This is a genomic window from Caulobacter sp. FV2ps19 (genome assembly GCF_058681035.1).
Genome location: NZ_CM178729.1, coordinates 1,895,159 through 1,912,063 on the forward strand (window position 1 = coordinate 1,895,159; position 16,905 = coordinate 1,912,063).

A 16,905-nucleotide genomic window follows, 5' to 3' on the forward strand; every position below is an offset into this window, starting at 1 on the left:
CGCCTGGCCCCGAGCCCATGATCGTTAACGGGGCATAGAAGGGGTAATCGCGCCGTCGTCGCAAGGCTCTTCGCGCGCGGCGGGACCGGCGGAGCCGGCGAAGCTCGTCTCGCCCAGCGTCGCCTCGGCGCGCTTGAGTTCGATGAACTGGGCGACGGCGGCGATCCGGGCTTCCACCAGGGTCCGCAGCCAGGCCCTGTTGCGCTGGCGACGGCGGGTGGAGCGGCAGGGACCCTGGCGCGCGATCGGACGGGGTGAGCGGGGGCGGGGCATGACGCGATCCTTCAGACGCGGGTTGACGGAGGGGGTGACGAAGACGGGGGGCGAGCGAGGCGCGGGGCGGCCGAAAGCGCGCCGCGTCGGCGCGCGGCTTCGCCGCCTCGCGCGGTCGGCGCGAAGTCTGGGGAGGGTTGCGAGGCGCCCGGGCGACGCCCGGATGAAAAAATAGAAGTACCGTTTCGACGACGCCGAACGCCTCGCGCGATCGTTATCCGTCCGCGTCCCGTCAGGTGGCCCTGTTCAGGCCTTACCGGGATCCGGAAGCCCTCGTTTCCGAAGGTTCCGGAGGTCGAGGCGGGCGAGCCAAGCAAATGACTTAAAAACACACCCGTTCAGTCCCCGTCCACGCCGACGGCGGGCGGGCCTGGCCAGCAACCAGGTCCCCGGACCGCCCGAGTATCCCCCTCGGACCTGTCCCCGCTCAACCGCCCCCCAAGGCCGCGAAGGTCGCTGGCCACGCGCCCTCCCCATCGCCCTGAAGTGACACCAGTATAGGGCCGTGCGCAGAGGGGAGGATAAGCGGGGCGGCGGGCGAGGGATTTCAGGGGGTTAGGCGCGGGACGGGGTGTGGGTTGGGGGCACGGCCGCCGCGCGCCCCCTCCGTCACGCTGCGTATCCTCAGCGCGCCACCTCCCCCGCAGGCGGGGGAGGAGAGCCCCCGACGCTGTTTCTCCTCCCCCGCCTGCGGGGGAGGTGGCGCGGCGCGAAGCGACGTGACGGAGGGGGCGCTGGCGCTGTCGGGAGAAGCAAGGGCTGACGTTAGCCGTCCAGTCGAGCCGCCTGAGCGTCCAGCTGCTCGCGCCAGTCGTCCGCCTCGGCGGGTGGCAATAGGCCCAGCAGATAGGGCCACACCGTTTCCCGAAACAGCTTGGTGCGCGAGGGCGACCAGGGCCAGGCCTGGGCGCCCTGCATCGTTTCGATCATGTCGATCAGCCGGTTGCGCACATGCTGCGGCTTGACCTGATAGGGCGCCGGGCCGCTGGGTTCGGCGGCGCCGAACAGGTCGCCCTGCGGGGCGGGGGTGAGATCACGCTGTGCGTGGCCCATGGCCCAAGTCTCCGAAACTGATTCTCGGAGCCACTATCGCGCGGCCGGCGCCGGGCCGACAGGGGCGCTGGGGACTTATCCATCTACCCGCGCCCGCGCGCGTCCGGCTATGGTTGGCCCGTTGAGTCGGAGACCCCATGACCCCCGCGCAGTTCATCAAGAAATGGAGCGACAGCCGCCTGCGAGAGCGGCAGGCGTCGCAGGAACATTTCCTCGACCTGTGCCACCTGCTGGAGCAGCCCACCCCCGCCGAAGACGACCCGCTGGGCGAACGCTACTGCTTCGAGCGCGGGGCCGCCAAGACCGGCGGCGGCGACGGCTGGGCCGATGTCTGGCGCAAGCACTGCTTTGGCTGGGAATATAAGGGCAAGCACAAGAACCTCGACGCGGCGCTGCGCCAGCTTCAGGCCTATGCGCTGGATCTGGAAAACCCGCCCTATCTGATCGTCTCCGACATGGAGCGCATCGTGGTCCACACCAACTGGACCAACACCATCAGCCGCAGGATCGAGTTCACGCTCGACGACTTGCACGAGCCCGAAAAGCTAGCCGTGCTGCGGCTGGTGTTCGAGGGGTCGGAAAGCCTCAAGCCCAAGATCAGCCCGCAGGAACTGACCGCCAAGGTCGCCCAGAGGTTTGGTGATCTGGGCCGGCGTTTGCAGGAGCGCGGCCAGGATCCGCGCGAGGTGGCACACTTCCTCAACCGCATCGTCTTTTGCATGTTCGCCGAAGACGCCAAACTGCTGCCCGAGGGCCTGTTCACCCGCATGACGCGGTCGATGCAGATGCGCCCGCCGACCGAGGCGTCGGCCCAGTTCGACGCGCTGTTTTCGATGATGCGCACCGGCGGCATGTTCGGCGCCGATGTGATCCGCTGGTTCAATGGCGGCCTGTTCGACGACAAGCCGGCCCTGCCTCTGGAACGGCCGGACATCAAGTTGATCTGCGACACCGCCGGCGAACATGACTGGTCAGAACTCGACCCGTCTGTCTTCGGCAACATGTTCGAGGAGGCGCTGAAGGCCACGCGCGAGCGGGCGGCCCTGGGCGCCCACTACACCGACCGCGCCAAGATCCTGAAGATCATCGACCCGGTGATCACCTGGCCGCTGATGGCCGAGTGGGAAGCGGCCCTGGCTGAGATCCGCGCCGCCATGGACGCCCGCGCCGCCACCGAGGACGAGCGCAAGGCGGTGCTGGAAGCCGCCGCCGAGGCGATGCGGCAAGACCCCGACAAGGCCAAGGCCGGCGAGGCGGGCCGGCGCAAGGCCCTGACCGCCATCGCCAAGCGGGCCGACGCCGCCCTGGGCCAGGCCAAGGATAGGCTGGAGGCGTTCCTCGCACGTCTGGCCGCCTATCGCGTGCTCGACCCGGCCTGCGGCAGCGGCAACTTCCTGTATGTGGCCCTGCATGCCCTGAAGGACATCGAACGTCGCGCCCTGGTCGACGCCGCCCGTCTGGGCATCGAGGTTCCGGCCCCCCGCGTGGGCCTGGCCTGTGTGCGCGGCATCGAGATCGAGGACTATGCTGCCGAGCTGGCGCGGGTGACCCTGTGGATCGGCGATCTGCAATGGAACGCGAAGAACAACTATACGGGGCTGTCGGAGCCGATCCTCTCGTCGCTGGATCAGATCGAGCGCCGGGATGCGCTGTTGAATGCGGACGGGACCGAGGCGGCGTGGCCGGAGGTCGATGTCATTGTGGGCAACCCGCCGTTTTTGGGCGACAAGAAGATGGGGCCCGATCTGGGTGAGGCCTATGTCGAGCAATTGCGAGGAGTCTACAAAGGAAGGGTGCCGGGTGGCGCTGATTTCGTCAGCTATTGGGTGGAGAAAGCCTGGGAGGCTGTTCGATCGCCGAATGGCAGGCGTGCGGGGCTCGTTACCACTAACTCAATCCGGGGCGGTGCGAGCCGCAAGGTCCTGGATCCGATAGCGGATGCAGACGCGCTTTGGGAGGCCTGGGCGGATGAGCCCTGGATTCTGGAGGGTGCCGCCGTTCGCGTTTCGATGTTTGGATTTGGAGATGGCTTTCTGGAGCGACGGCTTGAAGGTCGCAATGTTGTCAGCATTCACGCCGATCTCACCTCTGCGAGTGCGGACTTAACAAAGGCGAGTCGGTTGTTTGAAAACGGCTCAACGGCGTTCAACGGCATCCAGAAAACCGGACCGTTCGAAATTGAGGGCACTCAAGCGAGAGCTTGGCTCTTGGCCCCCTTGAACGTCAACAAACGTAGCAACCAAGATGTTCTTCGGCCCTACTGGAATGGCATTGATGTTGTTCGACGCTCACGCGATTCGTGGATCATAGATTTCACTGGCAAAGATGAAGTGGAATCATCAGGTTACGAAATTCCATTTCAACATGCCTTATTACACGTTGAACCTGCGCGACGTGCAAGTAAGGTTAGCAACCTACAGGCTAGAAATTCATTAGTATCTTATTGGTGGCTATTTTGGAGGCCGCGCCAAGAATTGCGAAATGCTCGCCAATCTCTTTCTAGGACTATTGCCTCGCCAGAAGTGTCCAAGCACCGCGTTTTTGTTTGGGTTGAGCCGACGGTCGGCATCGACAAAAATCTTATCGCTATCGCCCGCGATGATGACACCACTTTCGGTATCCTCCACTCCCGCTTCCACGAACTGTGGTCGCTGCGGATGGGGACCTCTCTCGGCGTCGGCAACGACCCCCGCTACACGCCCTCAACCACTTTCGAGACCTTCCCCTTCCCGGAAGGCCTCACGCCCAACATCCCGGCCGCCGACTATGCCGCCGACCCGCGCGCCATCGCCATCGGCGCGGCGGCCGCCGATCTGAACGCCAAGCGCGAGGCCTGGCTCAATCCGGCCGATCTGGTGCGGATCGAGCCCGAGGTCGTGTCCGGCTATCCCGACCGCATCCTGCCGGTCAGCCCCGAGGCCGCGGTCGAGCTGAAGAAGCGCACCCTGACCAACCTCTACAACCAGCGTCCGGCCTGGCTGGACATGGCCCACAAGCGTTTGGACGCCGCCGTGGCCGCCGCCTATGGCTGGCCCGAGGGCCTGTCGGACGACGAGGTGCTGGAGCGCCTGTTTGGGCTGAATCAGGCACGGGCGGCGGCGGGGCGGTAGGTCGTCCACCCCCCCAGCGGGACGCAGTCCCCGCCTTAAACCCTTGGCGGATCGGAGCTCTGGCGTCTGGCCGTGTCAAGGACGGCGCGTCGCGCCGCCGCGACGCGGCCGCCAGAGGCGGTCCTTGAGACGGCCAGACGCCAGAGCAAGCTCGCCTCCAAGGGCTTAAGGCGGGGCCTCGCCGTTGGGCGGGCTGTGGCGACCGCAGCCCGCCGGCTCAACCTGCGCCGCCAACGCCGCTACCCGCCCGGGTGGAGCCCCGGCGCTTCCTGGCCCGTGCGGGTGACATAGTCCGTATAGCCGCCGCCGTACTGGTGGACGCCCTCGGGGGTGAGTTCCAGCACGCGGTTGGACAGGGCCGCCAGGAAATGGCGGTCGTGCGAGACGAAGAGCATGGCGCCCTCAAAGTCGGCCAGGGCCGCGACCAGGGTCTCCTTGGTGGCCATGTCCAGGTGGTTGGTCGGCTCGTCGAGCACCAGCAGGTTGGGCGGATCAAACAGCATCCTGGCCATGACCAGCCGGGCCTTCTCGCCGCCGGACAGCACGCGGCAGGGCTTTTCGACATCGTCGCCGGAGAAGCCGAAGCACCCCGCCAGGGTGCGCAGCGCGCCCTGGCCCGCCTGGGGGAAGGCGTTTTCCAGAGACTCAAAGATCGTCTCCTCGCCGTCCAGCAGGTCCATGGAGTGCTGGGCGAAATAGCCCATCCTGACGCTGGCGCCGATATGGACCACGCCCTGGTCGGGCTGGGTGTCGCCGGCCACCAGCTTGAGCAGCGTCGACTTGCCGGCCCCGTTGGCGCCCAGCACGCACCAGCGTTCCTTGCGGCGCACCAGGAAGTCCAGGCCCTCATAGATCGGTTGGGCGCCGTAGCCCTTGTGGACATTGCGCAGGCTGATCACGTCCTCGCCCGATCGCGGCGGGCTCTTGAACTCGAACTGCACCGACTGGCGACGGCGCGGCGCCTCGACGCGGTCGATCTTGTCGAGCTTCTTGACCCGGCTCTGGACCTGGGCGGCGTGCGAGGCGCGCGCCTTGAACTTCTCGATGAAGTTGATCTCCTTGGCCAGCATGGCCTGCTGGCGCTCGTACTGCGCCTGGCGCTGCGCCTCGCTGAGCGCGCGCTGCTGGTCGTAGAAGTCCAGATCGCCCGAATAGGTGATCAGGGCGCCGGCGTCGATCTCCACCACCTTGCCGATGATGCGGTTCATGAATGCGCGGTCGTGCGAGGTCATCAGCAGGGCGCCGTCATAGGTCTTGAGGAAGGCCTCAAGCCAGATCAGGCTTTCCAGGTCGAGGTGGTTGCTGGGCTCGTCCAGCAGCATGCCGTCGGGGCGCATCAGCAGGATGCGGGCCAGGGCCACGCGCATCTTCCAGCCGCCGGACAGCAGGCCGACATCGCTGTCCATGCGCTCCTGGCTGAAGCTGAGGCCGGCCAGGACCTCGCGCGCCCGCGCGTCCAGCGCATAGCCGTCCAGTTCCTGGAAGCGTTCCAGCACCTCGCCATAGCGTTCGAGGATGGCGTCCATCTCGTCGGCCCGGTCCGGATCGACCATGGCCGCCTCCAGCGTGGCCATTTCGGCGGCCAGGGCGCTGACGGGGCCGACGCCGTCCATCACCGCGGCGACCGCGCTCTGGCCCGACATTTCGCCGACGTCCTGGCTGAAATAGCCGATCGTCATGCCGGCGTCGATGGCGACCAGACCGTCGTCGGGCTGCTCCTGACCGGTGATCATGCGAAACAGCGTCGTCTTGCCGGCGCCGTTGGGACCGACCAGCCCGACCTTTTCACCCTTCTGGACGCCCATCGAGGCGTCGATGAACAGGATCTGGTGGCCGTTCTGCTTGGAGATGTTGTCGAGGCGGATCATGGGGGGCTGCTAACGCGGCTGGACGCAGAACGCCAGCCCTGGCGTCTCGCCCGACCCGCGCGGCTGGGCGGGGGCCGGGGCCGGGGCTAGTTGGGGGTGAGCGTCACGGTCATGACATAGCGCGATCCGATCTGCGGCGCGCCCTGGCTGTCGACCACGATCTTGCCGCCATGCTGGAGGGTGCTGACCGAGGTCGCGTTCATCAGGGCGGCGCGGACCTCGTCATTGGGGCTCAGATTGAAGCGGCCCAGGAAGCCGTTGACCAGCTGGCGCGGGATCTTGACCGCGTCGCGATCGGTCTTGGTCTTGGGGGCGGCGCTGATGGCGACCTCGAACCGCAGCCGGATCGTCTCGACCCGGTCGGCCGTGCCTGAGGCGACCAGGCGGGTTTCGATGCGGACCGTCGAGGCCGGGTCGCGCGTGATCCGCTGTGTGGCTTCCGCGCCATAGCCCGGCAACGCCTTGACCGGCCCCCAGGCGGGCAGGGGGTAGCCCAGCTCGTTGGCGGCGGCGATGACCCGGTCAGGATCGGCGAACATCTGACGCCAGCGCTCGCCCAGCACCCGGTCCCGCTCGGCCGCCGCCTGGGGCGTGGAGGCAGGATCGACGGGGGGCGGCTTTGCGCCGCGATCGCAACCGGTGATGAGGCAGGCGGCGAGGATCAGGGCCGCCCAGGCTGGTCTGGGTGCGGACGGGTTTTGCATCCCTCGCCCATCGCAGGCCCGGGCTGAGGGTTCAATCGCAGTTTCGTGAAACCTGACGCAAAACGCCCCCCGGTTTCCCGGGGGGCGCTGGCGGTGGGTCGTCTTCCCCCAGAGCGGGCGGATGATTAGGCCATGGCCTTCTTCAGGTTCTCGTCGATCTTGTCGAGGAAGCCTTCGGTGGTCAGCCACGACTGCTTGTCGCCGACCAGCAGGGCCAGGTCCTTGGTCATGAAGCCGGCCTCGACGGTGTCGACGCAGACCTTTTCCAGGGTCAGGGCGAAGCGCGCCAGCTCGGCGTTGTCGTCCAGCTTGGCCCGGTGGGCCAGGCCGCGGGTCCAGGCGAAGATCGAGGCGATCGAGTTGGTCGAGGTGCTCTCGCCCTTCTGATGCTGGCGATAGTGGCGGGTGACGGTGCCGTGGGCGGCCTCGGCCTCGACGGTCTTGCCGTCCGGGGTCAGCAGCACCGAGGTCATCAGGCCCAGCGAGCCGAAGCCCTGGGCGACGATGTCGGACTGCACGTCGCCGTCATAGTTCTTGCAGGCCCAGACATAGCCGCCCGACCACTTGAGGGCCGAGGCCACCATGTCGTCGATCAGGCGGTGCTCGTAATGGATGCCGGCGGCCTTGAACTTGTCGGCGTATTCGGCCTGGTAGATCTCTTCGAAGATGTCCTTGAAGCGACCGTCATAGGCTTTCAGGATGGTGTTCTTGGTCGACAGATAGACCGGATAGTTGCGGCTCAGGCCATAGGCGAAGCTGGCGTGGGCGAAGTCGCGAATCGACTCGTCGAGGTTGTACATGCCCATGGCCACGCCGGCCGACGGGGCCTTGTAGATCTCGTGCTCGATGACCGCGCCGTCCTCGCCGACGAACTTCATCGTCAGCGTGCCCTTGCCGGGGAACAGGAAGTCGGTGGCCTTGTACTGGTCGCCGAACGCGTGGCGGCCGACGATGATCGGCTGGGTCCAGCCGGGCACCAGGCGCGGCACGTTCTGGCAGATGATCGGCTCGCGGAAGATCACGCCGCCCAGGATGTTGCGGATGGTGCCGTTGGGCGACTTCCACATCTTCTTGAGATTGAATTCCTTCACCCGGGCTTCGTCGGGGGTGATGGTGGCGCACTTGACGGCGACGCCGTGCTTCTTGGTGGCTTCGGCCGCGTCGATGGTCACCTGGTCGTTGGTGGCGTCGCGGTTTTCGACGCTGAGGTCGTAATAGTCGAGCTCGAGGTCGAGATAGGGGAAGATCAGCTTATCCTTGATGAGCTTCCAGATGATGCGGGTCATTTCATCGCCGTCCATGTCGACGACGGGGTTGGCGACTTTGATCTTGGCCATTGCGGGGGCTTTCCTCTGGCGGTGGCGCACCGGGACGACCTGGCGCACAGGGCCAGGTCGCGGGCGCGGACCGGCTGGCTATAGACTGTTGCGCGGCAGGGGAAAAGCCGATCGGCGCCCGTGTGGGTTTCGGGTCGCGATCCGGGGCCGGCGACGCTAGGCCTTGACCGCCTTCAGCACGATCCGCGCCGCCTGGGCGATCACCGCGTCGCATGCGGCCGGCGGGGCCGTCGCGCCGCTGAGAAACACCGCCACCGCGAACTGCCGGCCGTCCTTGAGGGTGTAGAGCCCGATGTCGTTGCAGACCGGGGTCAGGCCCAGATCGGGACGGGACGAGCCGGTCCTGTGGGCCAGCCGCGCGCCGCTGGGCAGGGCGGCCTCAAGCCGGGTCTGGTCGCCCTGGGCGCCGCTCAGGATCGTCAGCAGCCGCTGGGTCGAGGCCTTGGAGATCAGTCGGCCCGCCGCCAGCGCCTCCAGGAACCCGACCGCCGCGACCGGCGTGGCGGTGTCGCGCGGATCGGCCAGATAGTCGGCCATCGCCTGACGGCGCCGGGCCTCGGGCAGGGCCAGTAGCTGGGCGCGATAGGCGGCTTCGCCCTTCCAGCCGGCGCGGAACGAGCCCATCCCGGCGATCTCGGGCTGCAGCTGGCGCTCATAGCGATCGACGCGGAAGCCCTCGATCCTGTGCTGCACCAGCCAGGCGGTCAGGACGCCGGGGCCGCCGATCCGCTTCATCAGCACGTCGGCGGCGGTGTTGTCGCCGGACCCGGCGGCCCGCTCGACCAGCTCGGCGATCGTATAGTCGGTGCGCTGGGGCCAGGCGTCGGCGATCGGGCTGAACGGCGGCGACAGGTCGATGTCGCGGATCATGACGACCTGGTCCAGGCTCAGCTTGCCCGCATCGACCTCGGCCAGCACCGCCGCGCCCAGCGGGGCCATGAACACGTCCTGCAGCGGAAAGCGCCGGTCGCCGTTGAAGGCCACGGTCTGGCCGGTCTGGGCGTCGCGCACGGCCACGCCCAGCACGCCGGGGGCGGCGGTGTCGGCCAGGGCCTGCAGATCGGCCATCAGGGCCTTGTCGTCGATCACCGGCTCCAGCTGGCCCAGCATCGGCGCCTCGCGGCACGCGCTGACGGCCAGGAAACCCATCAGGGCAGGGGCGGAAACCAGGAAGGCGCGTCGCAGCATGGGGGGCTCTCAGGGCGCCGAAACGCGTTGAAACGCGCGTCGGACGGGGTCAGGACTTGCATCCCAACGCCTGGCGGCGGCAAAGGGACGAGATGAGCCCAACAATCGTTCCCCCGTGTGTGATCCTCAACGAGCCGCAACTGGCCGAGAACATCGGCGCCGTGGCCCGCGTGATGGCCAATTTCGGCCTGTCGGACCTGCGTCTGGTGCGGCCGCGCGACGGCTGGCCCCAGGAGCGCGCCTGGCCCTCGGCCTCCGGCGCCGACTGGCCGCTGGACAACGCCAAGGTGTTCGACACCCTGGAAGAGGCCATCGCCGACCTGAAACTGGTGTTCGCCACCACCGCCCGCCCGCGCGAGACCCGCCTGCCGGTGCTGACCCCGCGCGAGGCCGCCGGCCAGCTGTCGGACGACGTGGCCCAGGGCCGGGCCGTGGGCCTGCTGTTCGGCGGCGAGCGGGCCGGGCTGGAAACCCAGGACATCGCCCTGTGCCAGGCGATCATCAGCATCCCGATCGACGCCCGCTTTCGCTCGCTCAACCTGGCCCAGGCGGTGTCGATCAACGCCTATGAGTGGAAGATGACGGTCGATGACCGTCCGTGGGTCAAGTTCCAGCAGAACGTCGAGGACCCCGCCGACCAGTCCTCCTTGCTGGGCCTGTACGGCCAGCTGGAGGACGAGCTGGAAAAGGCCGGCTTCTATCACCCGCCGGAAAAGAAGCCCTCGATGGTGCGCAATCTGCGCGCCCCCCTGGCGAGGGCCCGTCTGACCGAGCAGGAGGTTCGCACCTTCCGCGGCATGATCACCGCCCTGTCGCGCGGCCGGGGCCGGGTGCTGGCCAAGCTGGCGGAGAAGGCCAAGGCGGCGAAGGGCGAGGGTCAGGTCAGCGACCGTCCGGCTGCTGATTGATCCATATCAGGGCTGAACCACCGGGGAGGGCGCAGCGTTAAAGCCTGAAGCTTTAAACGGAGCCCGCCCCATGATCCCCGATGCAAAAACCCTGGTCGTCGTCGCCGACGGACACCGCGCCCGCCTGCTGGAGCAGCTGCGGCTGGACGGTCCGCTGCACGACCGCCCCGACTGGCTGGACGGCCTCAAGGAACGCCACGCCCATTCGCGCAAGCCGGCGCCGCACGACGGCGACGCCAATGACAAGGCCGAGCGCGCCTTCATCAAGGATCTGGCCCACCACCTCGAAGCCGTCGCCCGCGAACACGCCTTCGACCAGTTGATCCTGATCGCCCCGCCGCGCGCCCTGGGCCACCTGCGCGAAGACCTGCCGCAAGCCCTGGCCAAAAAGGTCGTCGGCTCCAACCCCCATGAGTGGGTCGATGCGACGATCATGACGCTTCAGGACGTGGTCCATACCGTTCGCCGCGAAACGGCGAACTGAAGGCGCATTTCAGCTCGGCCGGCGCGCGGGCGCCGGCCGGCGCGTGAGGTTTTGGGGAGAAGCCAGGGGGATTACGAGGACGCCGTTTGCGGCGATGGATTGTGCTGTCACCGTAGCCCAAGAGCGGGAAGCGCCGCCTGATCAGCGTCGAGTCCCTGAAGGCGTCATGATGCGCAGGATCTCGCCCTTGAGCGAGGTAGCACTAAGTGCTACATATTTCTCATGACCGAGGCCAAGGGTGTCGCGCGAGTCTTCAAGACGGCCTGGTTTGCGAAGGCGGCCAGGAAGGCGCTGGTCAAGGACAGCGAGCTTTGCGCGGCGGTTGCGGCGGCCATGGCCGGCCAGGCCGATGATCTGGATGGCGCGGTGTTCAAGAAGCGCCTCGACAAGAACCGTAGTCGCAGCATCATCCTGGCCAAAGGTCGAAGATATTGGGTGTACGCCTATCTGTTCGCGAAGAAGGACAGGGCGAATATCGACGACGAAGAATTGAAGGCCTTTCGCAAGCTGGCCGACCTCTACGCCGAAAAGACCGACGTGGAGATTGATCGGGAGCTACAGGTCAGGGTGATTGTGGAGATCTGTCATGACCAAGCGCAAGTTTAAGAGCGACGCCTTCGAGGCGATCCATGACACCGTCGCCGGGATGCATCGGGCCGGCACGATCGACAAGGCCACGATGCGCGACTTCGACGCGACCTGCCTGACCGTGCCGCCGATGATCGAGCCCGCGCAGATCAAGCAACTCCGCGAGCGCCATCACGTCAGCCAGCCGGTCTTCGCCCGCTATCTCAACACCAGCGAAAGCACGGTGGAGAAGTGGGAGGCCGGCGCCAAGAAGCCCAGCGGCGTCGCGCTCAAGCTGCTGGCGATCGTGCAAAAGCATGGGTTGCAGATTCTGGCGTAAGTGCACGGAACGGCCTGAACGGATCACGAAGGGTCTTTGCGTCGCGAGCGGTCATCGCCTCGAGGCCAGCGAGTTGACGGCGGCCGCCGTCGCGCCGTTGCCAGGCCGCCCATCCGGATATATGAAACATATACGAATCGTATATGTCCGGAGGGCCTGATGGGCATCGTCAATATCGAGGATGAGCTGCACGAGCAGCTGCGCCGGGCCAGCAAGGCGTCGTATCGGTCGATCAACGCCCAGGCGGCGTTCTGGATCAAGATCGGCATGTTGTGTGAGCTGAACCCAGGTCTCACCTTCCAGGAACTTTTGGCGCGGGAGCTGAAGGCCGCCGGCGTCGAGGGGGGTGATCTCGCCGCCGCGGTCCCATGACGATCGAGAACGAAGACCAGCTGGAGAAGCTGCGCGCCGTCGGCCGGCTGGTGGCCCGCACCCTGGCGGCGATGGGCGCGGCGCTGGAGCCCGGCATGACCACCCGGGAGCTGGACGACTATGGCCGCGCCCTGCTGGAGGCCGAAGGCGCGCGGTCGGCCCCTGAACTGACCTACAATTTTCCGGGCGCGACCTGCATTTCGGTGGGGCCGGACTGTGCGCACGGCATTCCGGGCGACACGGTCGTCAAGGCCGGCGACCTGATCAATATCGATGTGTCGGCCGAGCTGGACGGCTATTTTGGCGATACCGGCGCCAGCTTCGCGGTGCCGCCCACCCGCGCGCGCATCGAGCGCCTCTGCCGCGATGGCCGCCGGGCGATGTGGGCGGGCATTCGGGCCGTGAAGCCCGGCGTTCGGTTGAACGAGGTCGGCCGGGCCATCGAAGGCTTCGCCCAGAAGAACGGCTATAGTCTGGTCCGCAATCTGGCCAGTCACGGGGTGGGCCTGTCGCTGCACGACGACCCGGCGGAGATCCCCACCTGGTATGAGCCGCGTGATCGCCGGATGATCCCGGAGGGGCTCGTCTTCACCATCGAGCCCTTCCTGTCACTGGGCGCGGATTTCGTCGACGAACTGGACGACGGCTGGACGCTGCGTCCGCCGGCGGGTCAGCCCACGGTGCAGTACGAGCATACCCTGGTCGCCACCCGCTCGGGGCCGCTGATCCTGACGCTGGCTTAGGAGCATCGTGCGGAAAAGTGGACGCCGGTTTTCCGCAAAAACGATGCGAAACCAAAAACCTGGAGCAAGGCGCGTGAATCCGATTTCACGCGTCTTGCTCTAGGAGCATCGTGCGAACAGGTTGGCGGCGTCAGCCGGCGACGACATCCGGCGTTGCTCTAAACAGGTGGCACTCTTCGTGTCGCAAATTGCGAGACAGGGCGGGCTCGCGAGGTTAGTCTTTCTCAAACGAGCGTTTGGGAGACACGCCATGAACCGTCGCGAACTGCTGGCCCTGGCCGGCGTCCTGGGCCTGGCCCCCGGCCTGGCGCACGCTGAGGGCGGCGACGCCGCCGCGGCGCGCGACGCCTGGCTCTACGCCCTGCCGATGATCGAGATGGCGACCGCGCGGACCCGGATGCTCAAGGCGCCGGGCGCGGCGATCAATCGGCTGGATCACAACCGGGTGCTGGCGGATCACACCAGCCGCCGGGTGACGACGCCCAACAATGACACCCTCTATTCGATCGCCTTCCTCGACCTGACCCAGGGCCCGGCCACCCTGACCATCCCCCCCATCGGGACGCGTTACTACTCGGTGGCGGTGATGGACATGTTCACCAACAACAGCGTGGTTCTGGGCACGCGGACGATCGGCGGGCAGGGCGGAACCTTCACCCTGGTCGGGCCCGGCCAGGCCGCGACGGGTCCCAATCCGACGCGGATCGCCACCGCCCACGCCTGGCTGCTGATCCGGGTTCTTGTGGCCGATGAGGCGGACCTGCCGGCCGTGCACAAGGTGCAGGACGGCTTTGGGCTGAAGGGCCCGGCCGCGCCGCCGCCGGCGGTCTATGCCGGCCGGGACGCCGCCCCGGCGGAATACTTCGCCGCCGCCCGTCAGCTGCTCGCCGCTGATCCGGCCCCGCCCACCGACCAGCGAATCCTGCGCCGCACCTCGGCCTTCCTGGGTGCGGGGCCGTTCGACGCCGCCGCCGCCGCCGACGGCGTCGACACCGCCAGGATGATCACGACCTTCGCCAAGGGCCAGCAGACCTTCACCGACGGCTGGGCCTATCCGCGCGCCAATCTGGGCGACTTTGGCCAGGACTATATCTATCGCGCCATCGTGGCCCTGATGGGCCTGGGCGCCCTGCCGGTGGCCGAGGCCATGTACATGAAGGCGGCGGGCGATGACGGGGCGGGGACGTTCACCGGCGATGGCCTGTATCGGCTGACCTTGCCGGCCGAGATGCCGCTGGATGGGTTCTGGTCGCTGTCGATGTACGAGGCCATGCCGGACGGGCAGTTTTTCTTCACCGAAAACCCGCTGGGCCGCTATGCGATCGGCGACCGTACGGCGGGGTTGAAGCGCAAGGGCGACGGCTCGGTGGACCTGTGGATCGGCCGCACCGATCCCGGCGGCGAGCGCAGCGCCAACTGGCTGCCCGCGCCCAAGAGCGGTCCGTTCGCGATGTATCTGCGGACCTACCTGCCCAAGTCGGAGCTGATCAACGGCCCGTTCCGCTTCGCGCCGATCGAGAAGGTCTAGAGGGGGGCTCGACCCGGACGGCGGTCGGCGGCAGATTGGCCGCCGACTCAAGAACCGGAGAACCCCCCGATGAAAACCCGCGCCGCCGTCGCCTTCGCCGCCAAGCAGCCGCTGGAGATCGTCGAGGTCGATCTGGAAGGCCCCAAGGCCGGCGAGGTGATGATCGAGATCAAGGCCACCGGCGTCTGCCATACCGACGCCTATACGCTGGACGGTCTGGACTCAGAGGGCCTGTTCCCCTCGATCCTGGGTCATGAGGGCGCGGGCGTAGTGGTCGAGGTCGGACCCGGCGTCACCAGCCTGGCCGTGGGCGATCACGTGATCCCGCTCTACACGCCCGAATGTCGCCAGTGCAAAAGCTGCCTCAGCGGCAAGACCAACCTGTGCACGGCCATTCGCGCCACCCAGGGCAAGGGTCTGATGCCCGATGGCACCAGCCGCTTCTCCTACAAGGGCCAGACCATCCACCACTATATGGGCTGCTCGACCTTCTCGAACTACACCGTGCTGCCCGAGATCGCGGTGGCCCGGATCCGCAAGGACGCGCCGTTCAAGTCGGCTTGCTACTGCGGCTGCGGCGTCACCACCGGGGTCGGGGCGGTGGTCAATACGGCCAAGGTGAAGCCCGGCGACAATGTCATCGTCTTTGGCCTGGGCGGCATTGGCCTGAACGTGCTGCAGGGCGCTCGCCTGGCCGGCGCCAACATGATCGTCGGCGTCGACATCAATCCCGACCGTGAAGCGTGGGGCCGGCAGTTCGGCATGACCCATTTCGTCAATCCCAAGACCCTCGACGGCGACATCGTGGCCCATCTGGTGGCCCTGACCGACGGCGGCGCCGACTACACCTTCGACGCCACCGGCAACACCACGGTCATGCGCCAGGCGCTGGAAGCCTGCCATCGCGGCTGGGGGACAAGCATCATCATCGGCGTGGCCGAGGCGGGGAAAGAGATCTCGACCCGTCCGTTCCAGCTGGTCACCGGCCGGGTCTGGAAAGGCACGGCCTTCGGCGGCGCCCGCGGTCGCACCGACACGCCCAAGATCGTCGACTGGTACATGGACGGCAAGATCCAGATCGACCCGATGATCACCCACGTCCTGCCGCTGGAAGACATCAACAAGGCGTTCGACCTGATGCATGCCGGGGAGAGCATCCGGACGGTGGTGACGTTCTAGTCTACCTTCTCCCTCCCCCTTTGATGGGGGAGGGGTAGGGGTGGGGGGGACCCCCGCTTCAGGATAGAGCGCTGCCGCGGTGACGCCCGCCAACGCTGTTCACCCCCATCCCCGACCCTTCCCCCATCCAGGGGGAAGGGAGGAGAGCAAGCCATGACCGTCGAAATCACCGCCACCCACCGCCTGCACGACGGCGCCCTGCGCTACTGCAGGCACGCCAGCGCCAGCACCGGCACGCCGATGAAGTTCACGGTGTGGACGCCGGACGGGGAGGGGCCGTTTCCCTATCTGGTCTGGCTGTCGGGCCTGACCTGCACGGAAGACAACTTCACCACCAAGTCGGGCGTCTATGAGCACGCCGCCCGGTTCGGGATCGCCATCGTCGCGCCCGACACCTCGCCGCGCGGTGAAGGCGTGGCCGACGATCCGGCCTATGATCTGGGGCAGGGGGCGGGCTTCTATGTCGACGCCACTGAAGCGCCCTGGGTTCCGCACTTCCAGATGTATTCCTACGTGACGAAAGACCTGCTGGAGGCCGTCGACGGCGCCTTCCCGCTCGACGCAGGCCGGCGCGGGATTTTTGGCCACTCGATGGGCGGGCATGGCGCCCTGACGATCGCCCTGCGCAACCCCGACCTTTTCAGGTCGGTCAGCGCCTTTTCGCCCATCGTCTCGCCGCTGAACTGCCCGTGGGGCGACAAGGCGATGACCGCCTATCTCGGCGAGGATCGCGGTCTGTGGCGGGCGCACGACGCCTGCGCCTTGATCGAGGACGGGGCAGGGGACGCCTTCGACGATATCCTGATCGAACAGGGCCTCGCCGACAGCTTCCTGGAGAACCAGCTGAAGCCGCAACTGATCGAAGCCGCCGCCGCGAAAGCCGGCCGCAAGGTCACGGTGCGGCGGCAGGAGGGTTACGACCACAGCTACTTCTTCATCACTTCGTTCATCGGCGAGCACCTCGCCTGGCACGCGCAAAAATTGTAATTTTTTGCGGCGTCCGTTGTCACTGACGTGGATTGTGTTAGCCATGACACCATGGTTCCCGAGCCTTCCATCTTCGATGAAATAGATATCGCGTCCGAAGATGCCGCGGACGCCGAAGGTTTGGCGGACATCGCTGCAGGCCGGGTCGTACCCCATGCCGAGGTCTCGGCCTGGCTTGAGACCTGGGGTACGCCAGACGAAAAGCCCATGCCCGCGTCGTGGCTGAAGTAGTCTGGTCGCGCCGGGCGCTTTCCGACTTTTTGC

The 16,905-nt window shown here is 66.9% G+C and carries 17 protein-coding genes and 1 pseudogene; 11 read left to right on the forward strand and 7 right to left on the reverse strand.

The genetic code is table 11. The features are described 5' to 3' along the window. Window positions 1-24: 24 nt before the first annotated feature. The 3 genes and pseudogenes from ACW18B_RS08980 to ACW18B_RS08990 form a co-directional block, all read right to left on the reverse strand. A complete protein-coding gene (locus tag ACW18B_RS08980) occupies window positions 25-273 on the reverse strand; it encodes a hypothetical protein (protein WP_492051243.1) in 249 nt (82 codons plus the stop codon). Window positions 274-595: 322 nt separating this feature from the next. Continuing rightward, window positions 596-750: pseudogene (locus ACW18B_RS08985) on the reverse strand (hypothetical protein). A gap of 288 nt (window positions 751-1,038) precedes the next feature. Further along, window positions 1,039-1,326, reverse strand: coding sequence for a hypothetical protein (locus tag ACW18B_RS08990; RefSeq protein ID WP_492051244.1), 288 nt, complete (start codon window positions 1,324-1,326; stop codon window positions 1,039-1,041). A 137-nt stretch (window positions 1,327-1,463) separates the two neighbouring features. Between ACW18B_RS08990 and ACW18B_RS08995 the strand changes: the two genes are divergently transcribed. Continuing rightward, window positions 1,464-4,436 carry a DNA methyltransferase gene (locus ACW18B_RS08995; RefSeq protein ID WP_492051245.1) on the forward strand — a complete coding sequence of 991 codons (2,973 nt, stop codon included), beginning with the start codon at window positions 1,464-1,466 and terminating at the stop codon, window positions 4,434-4,436. 239 nt (window positions 4,437-4,675) lie between these two features. On the opposite strand, the gene ACW18B_RS09000 is transcribed toward ACW18B_RS08995, so the two are convergent. The 4 genes from ACW18B_RS09000 to bla all read right to left on the reverse strand — a co-directional run bounded on the left by ACW18B_RS09000 (window position 4,676) and on the right by bla (window position 9,533). Beyond that, window positions 4,676-6,304, reverse strand: coding sequence for an ABC-F family ATP-binding cassette domain-containing protein (locus ACW18B_RS09000; protein ID WP_492051246.1), 1,629 nt, complete (start codon window positions 6,302-6,304; stop codon window positions 4,676-4,678). 86 nt (window positions 6,305-6,390) lie between these two features. Then, complete coding sequence (locus ACW18B_RS09005; RefSeq protein ID WP_492051247.1) at window positions 6,391-7,008, reverse strand: hypothetical protein; 618 nt, start codon at window positions 7,006-7,008, stop codon at window positions 6,391-6,393. Between the two features lie 125 nt (window positions 7,009-7,133). After that, window positions 7,134-8,345, reverse strand: coding sequence for an NADP-dependent isocitrate dehydrogenase (locus ACW18B_RS09010; RefSeq protein WP_492051248.1), 1,212 nt, complete (start codon window positions 8,343-8,345; stop codon window positions 7,134-7,136). 156 nt (window positions 8,346-8,501) lie between these two features. Then, entirely contained in the window at window positions 8,502-9,533 is a 1,032-nt protein-coding gene (gene bla, locus ACW18B_RS09015; protein ID WP_492051249.1) for a class A beta-lactamase, read from the reverse strand. 92 nt (window positions 9,534-9,625) lie between these two features. Between bla and ACW18B_RS09020 the strand changes: the two genes are divergently transcribed. The 10 genes from ACW18B_RS09020 to ACW18B_RS09065 all read left to right on the forward strand — a co-directional run bounded on the left by ACW18B_RS09020 (window position 9,626) and on the right by ACW18B_RS09065 (window position 16,872). Beyond that, the gene (locus ACW18B_RS09020; protein ID WP_492051250.1) at window positions 9,626-10,441 is read left to right on the forward strand and encodes an RNA methyltransferase; all 816 of its coding nucleotides are present in this window, start codon (window positions 9,626-9,628) and stop codon (window positions 10,439-10,441) included. Window positions 10,442-10,511: 70 nt separating this feature from the next. Then, window positions 10,512-10,925 carry a baeRF12 domain-containing protein gene (locus ACW18B_RS09025; RefSeq protein WP_492051251.1) on the forward strand — a complete coding sequence of 138 codons (414 nt, stop codon included), beginning with the start codon at window positions 10,512-10,514 and terminating at the stop codon, window positions 10,923-10,925. Between the two features lie 222 nt (window positions 10,926-11,147). Then, window positions 11,148-11,531, forward strand: a complete 384-nt coding sequence (locus tag ACW18B_RS09030) for a type II toxin-antitoxin system RelE/ParE family toxin (protein WP_492051252.1) — start codon at window positions 11,148-11,150, stop codon at window positions 11,529-11,531. Next, the gene (locus ACW18B_RS09035) at window positions 11,512-11,832 is read left to right on the forward strand and encodes a helix-turn-helix domain-containing protein (RefSeq protein ID WP_492051253.1); all 321 of its coding nucleotides are present in this window, start codon (window positions 11,512-11,514) and stop codon (window positions 11,830-11,832) included. The genes ACW18B_RS09030 and ACW18B_RS09035 overlap by 20 nt, the downstream gene beginning before the upstream one ends. 159 nt (window positions 11,833-11,991) lie before the next feature. Continuing rightward, on the forward strand, window positions 11,992-12,204 hold the full coding sequence (locus ACW18B_RS09040; protein WP_492051254.1) for a ParD-like family protein: 213 nt from the start codon (window positions 11,992-11,994) through the stop codon (window positions 12,202-12,204). Further along, the gene (gene map / locus ACW18B_RS09045; protein ID WP_492051255.1) at window positions 12,201-12,947 is read left to right on the forward strand and encodes a type I methionyl aminopeptidase; all 747 of its coding nucleotides are present in this window, start codon (window positions 12,201-12,203) and stop codon (window positions 12,945-12,947) included. Before ACW18B_RS09040 ends, map begins: the two co-directional genes overlap by 4 nt. 250 nt (window positions 12,948-13,197) lie before the next feature. After that, a complete protein-coding gene (locus tag ACW18B_RS09050) occupies window positions 13,198-14,475 on the forward strand; it encodes a DUF1254 domain-containing protein (RefSeq protein WP_492051256.1) in 1,278 nt (425 codons plus the stop codon). A 69-nt stretch (window positions 14,476-14,544) separates the two neighbouring features. After that, window positions 14,545-15,654 (forward strand): S-(hydroxymethyl)glutathione dehydrogenase/class III alcohol dehydrogenase, encoded by a 1,110-nt coding sequence (locus ACW18B_RS09055; RefSeq protein WP_492051257.1) that lies wholly within the window; start codon window positions 14,545-14,547, stop codon window positions 15,652-15,654. 153 nt (window positions 15,655-15,807) lie between these two features. After that, on the forward strand, window positions 15,808-16,641 hold the full coding sequence (gene fghA, locus ACW18B_RS09060) for an S-formylglutathione hydrolase (protein ID WP_492051258.1): 834 nt from the start codon (window positions 15,808-15,810) through the stop codon (window positions 16,639-16,641). 51 nt (window positions 16,642-16,692) lie between these two features. After that, on the forward strand, window positions 16,693-16,872 hold the full coding sequence (locus tag ACW18B_RS09065) for an antitoxin (RefSeq protein ID WP_492051259.1): 180 nt from the start codon (window positions 16,693-16,695) through the stop codon (window positions 16,870-16,872). Window positions 16,873-16,905: the final 33 nt, after the last annotated feature.

Coding starts and splice junctions, on each gene's coding strand:
- ACW18B_RS09035 (WP_492051253.1), top strand. CDS start 11,512: ATGACCAAGCGCAAGTTTAAGAGCGACGCCTTCGAGGCGATCCATGAC.
- ACW18B_RS09005 (WP_492051247.1), bottom strand. CDS start 7,008: ATGCAAAACCCGTCCGCACCCAGACCAGCCTGGGCGGCCCTGATCCTC.
- ACW18B_RS09030 (WP_492051252.1), top strand. CDS start 11,148: ATGACCGAGGCCAAGGGTGTCGCGCGAGTCTTCAAGACGGCCTGGTTT.
- ACW18B_RS09000 (WP_492051246.1), bottom strand. CDS start 6,304: ATGATCCGCCTCGACAACATCTCCAAGCAGAACGGCCACCAGATCCTG.
- ACW18B_RS08995 (WP_492051245.1), top strand. CDS start 1,464: ATGACCCCCGCGCAGTTCATCAAGAAATGGAGCGACAGCCGCCTGCGA.
- bla (WP_492051249.1), bottom strand. CDS start 9,533: ATGCTGCGACGCGCCTTCCTGGTTTCCGCCCCTGCCCTGATGGGTTTC.
- ACW18B_RS09065 (WP_492051259.1), top strand. CDS start 16,693: ATGGTTCCCGAGCCTTCCATCTTCGATGAAATAGATATCGCGTCCGAA.
- ACW18B_RS09020 (WP_492051250.1), top strand. CDS start 9,626: ATGAGCCCAACAATCGTTCCCCCGTGTGTGATCCTCAACGAGCCGCAA.
- fghA (WP_492051258.1), top strand. CDS start 15,808: ATGACCGTCGAAATCACCGCCACCCACCGCCTGCACGACGGCGCCCTG.
- ACW18B_RS09055 (WP_492051257.1), top strand. CDS start 14,545: ATGAAAACCCGCGCCGCCGTCGCCTTCGCCGCCAAGCAGCCGCTGGAG.
- ACW18B_RS08990 (WP_492051244.1), bottom strand. CDS start 1,326: ATGGGCCACGCACAGCGTGATCTCACCCCCGCCCCGCAGGGCGACCTG.
- ACW18B_RS09050 (WP_492051256.1), top strand. CDS start 13,198: ATGAACCGTCGCGAACTGCTGGCCCTGGCCGGCGTCCTGGGCCTGGCC.
- map (WP_492051255.1), top strand. CDS start 12,201: ATGACGATCGAGAACGAAGACCAGCTGGAGAAGCTGCGCGCCGTCGGC.
- ACW18B_RS09025 (WP_492051251.1), top strand. CDS start 10,512: ATGATCCCCGATGCAAAAACCCTGGTCGTCGTCGCCGACGGACACCGC.
- ACW18B_RS08980 (WP_492051243.1), bottom strand. CDS start 273: ATGCCCCGCCCCCGCTCACCCCGTCCGATCGCGCGCCAGGGTCCCTGC.
- ACW18B_RS09010 (WP_492051248.1), bottom strand. CDS start 8,345: ATGGCCAAGATCAAAGTCGCCAACCCCGTCGTCGACATGGACGGCGAT.
- ACW18B_RS09040 (WP_492051254.1), top strand. CDS start 11,992: ATGGGCATCGTCAATATCGAGGATGAGCTGCACGAGCAGCTGCGCCGG.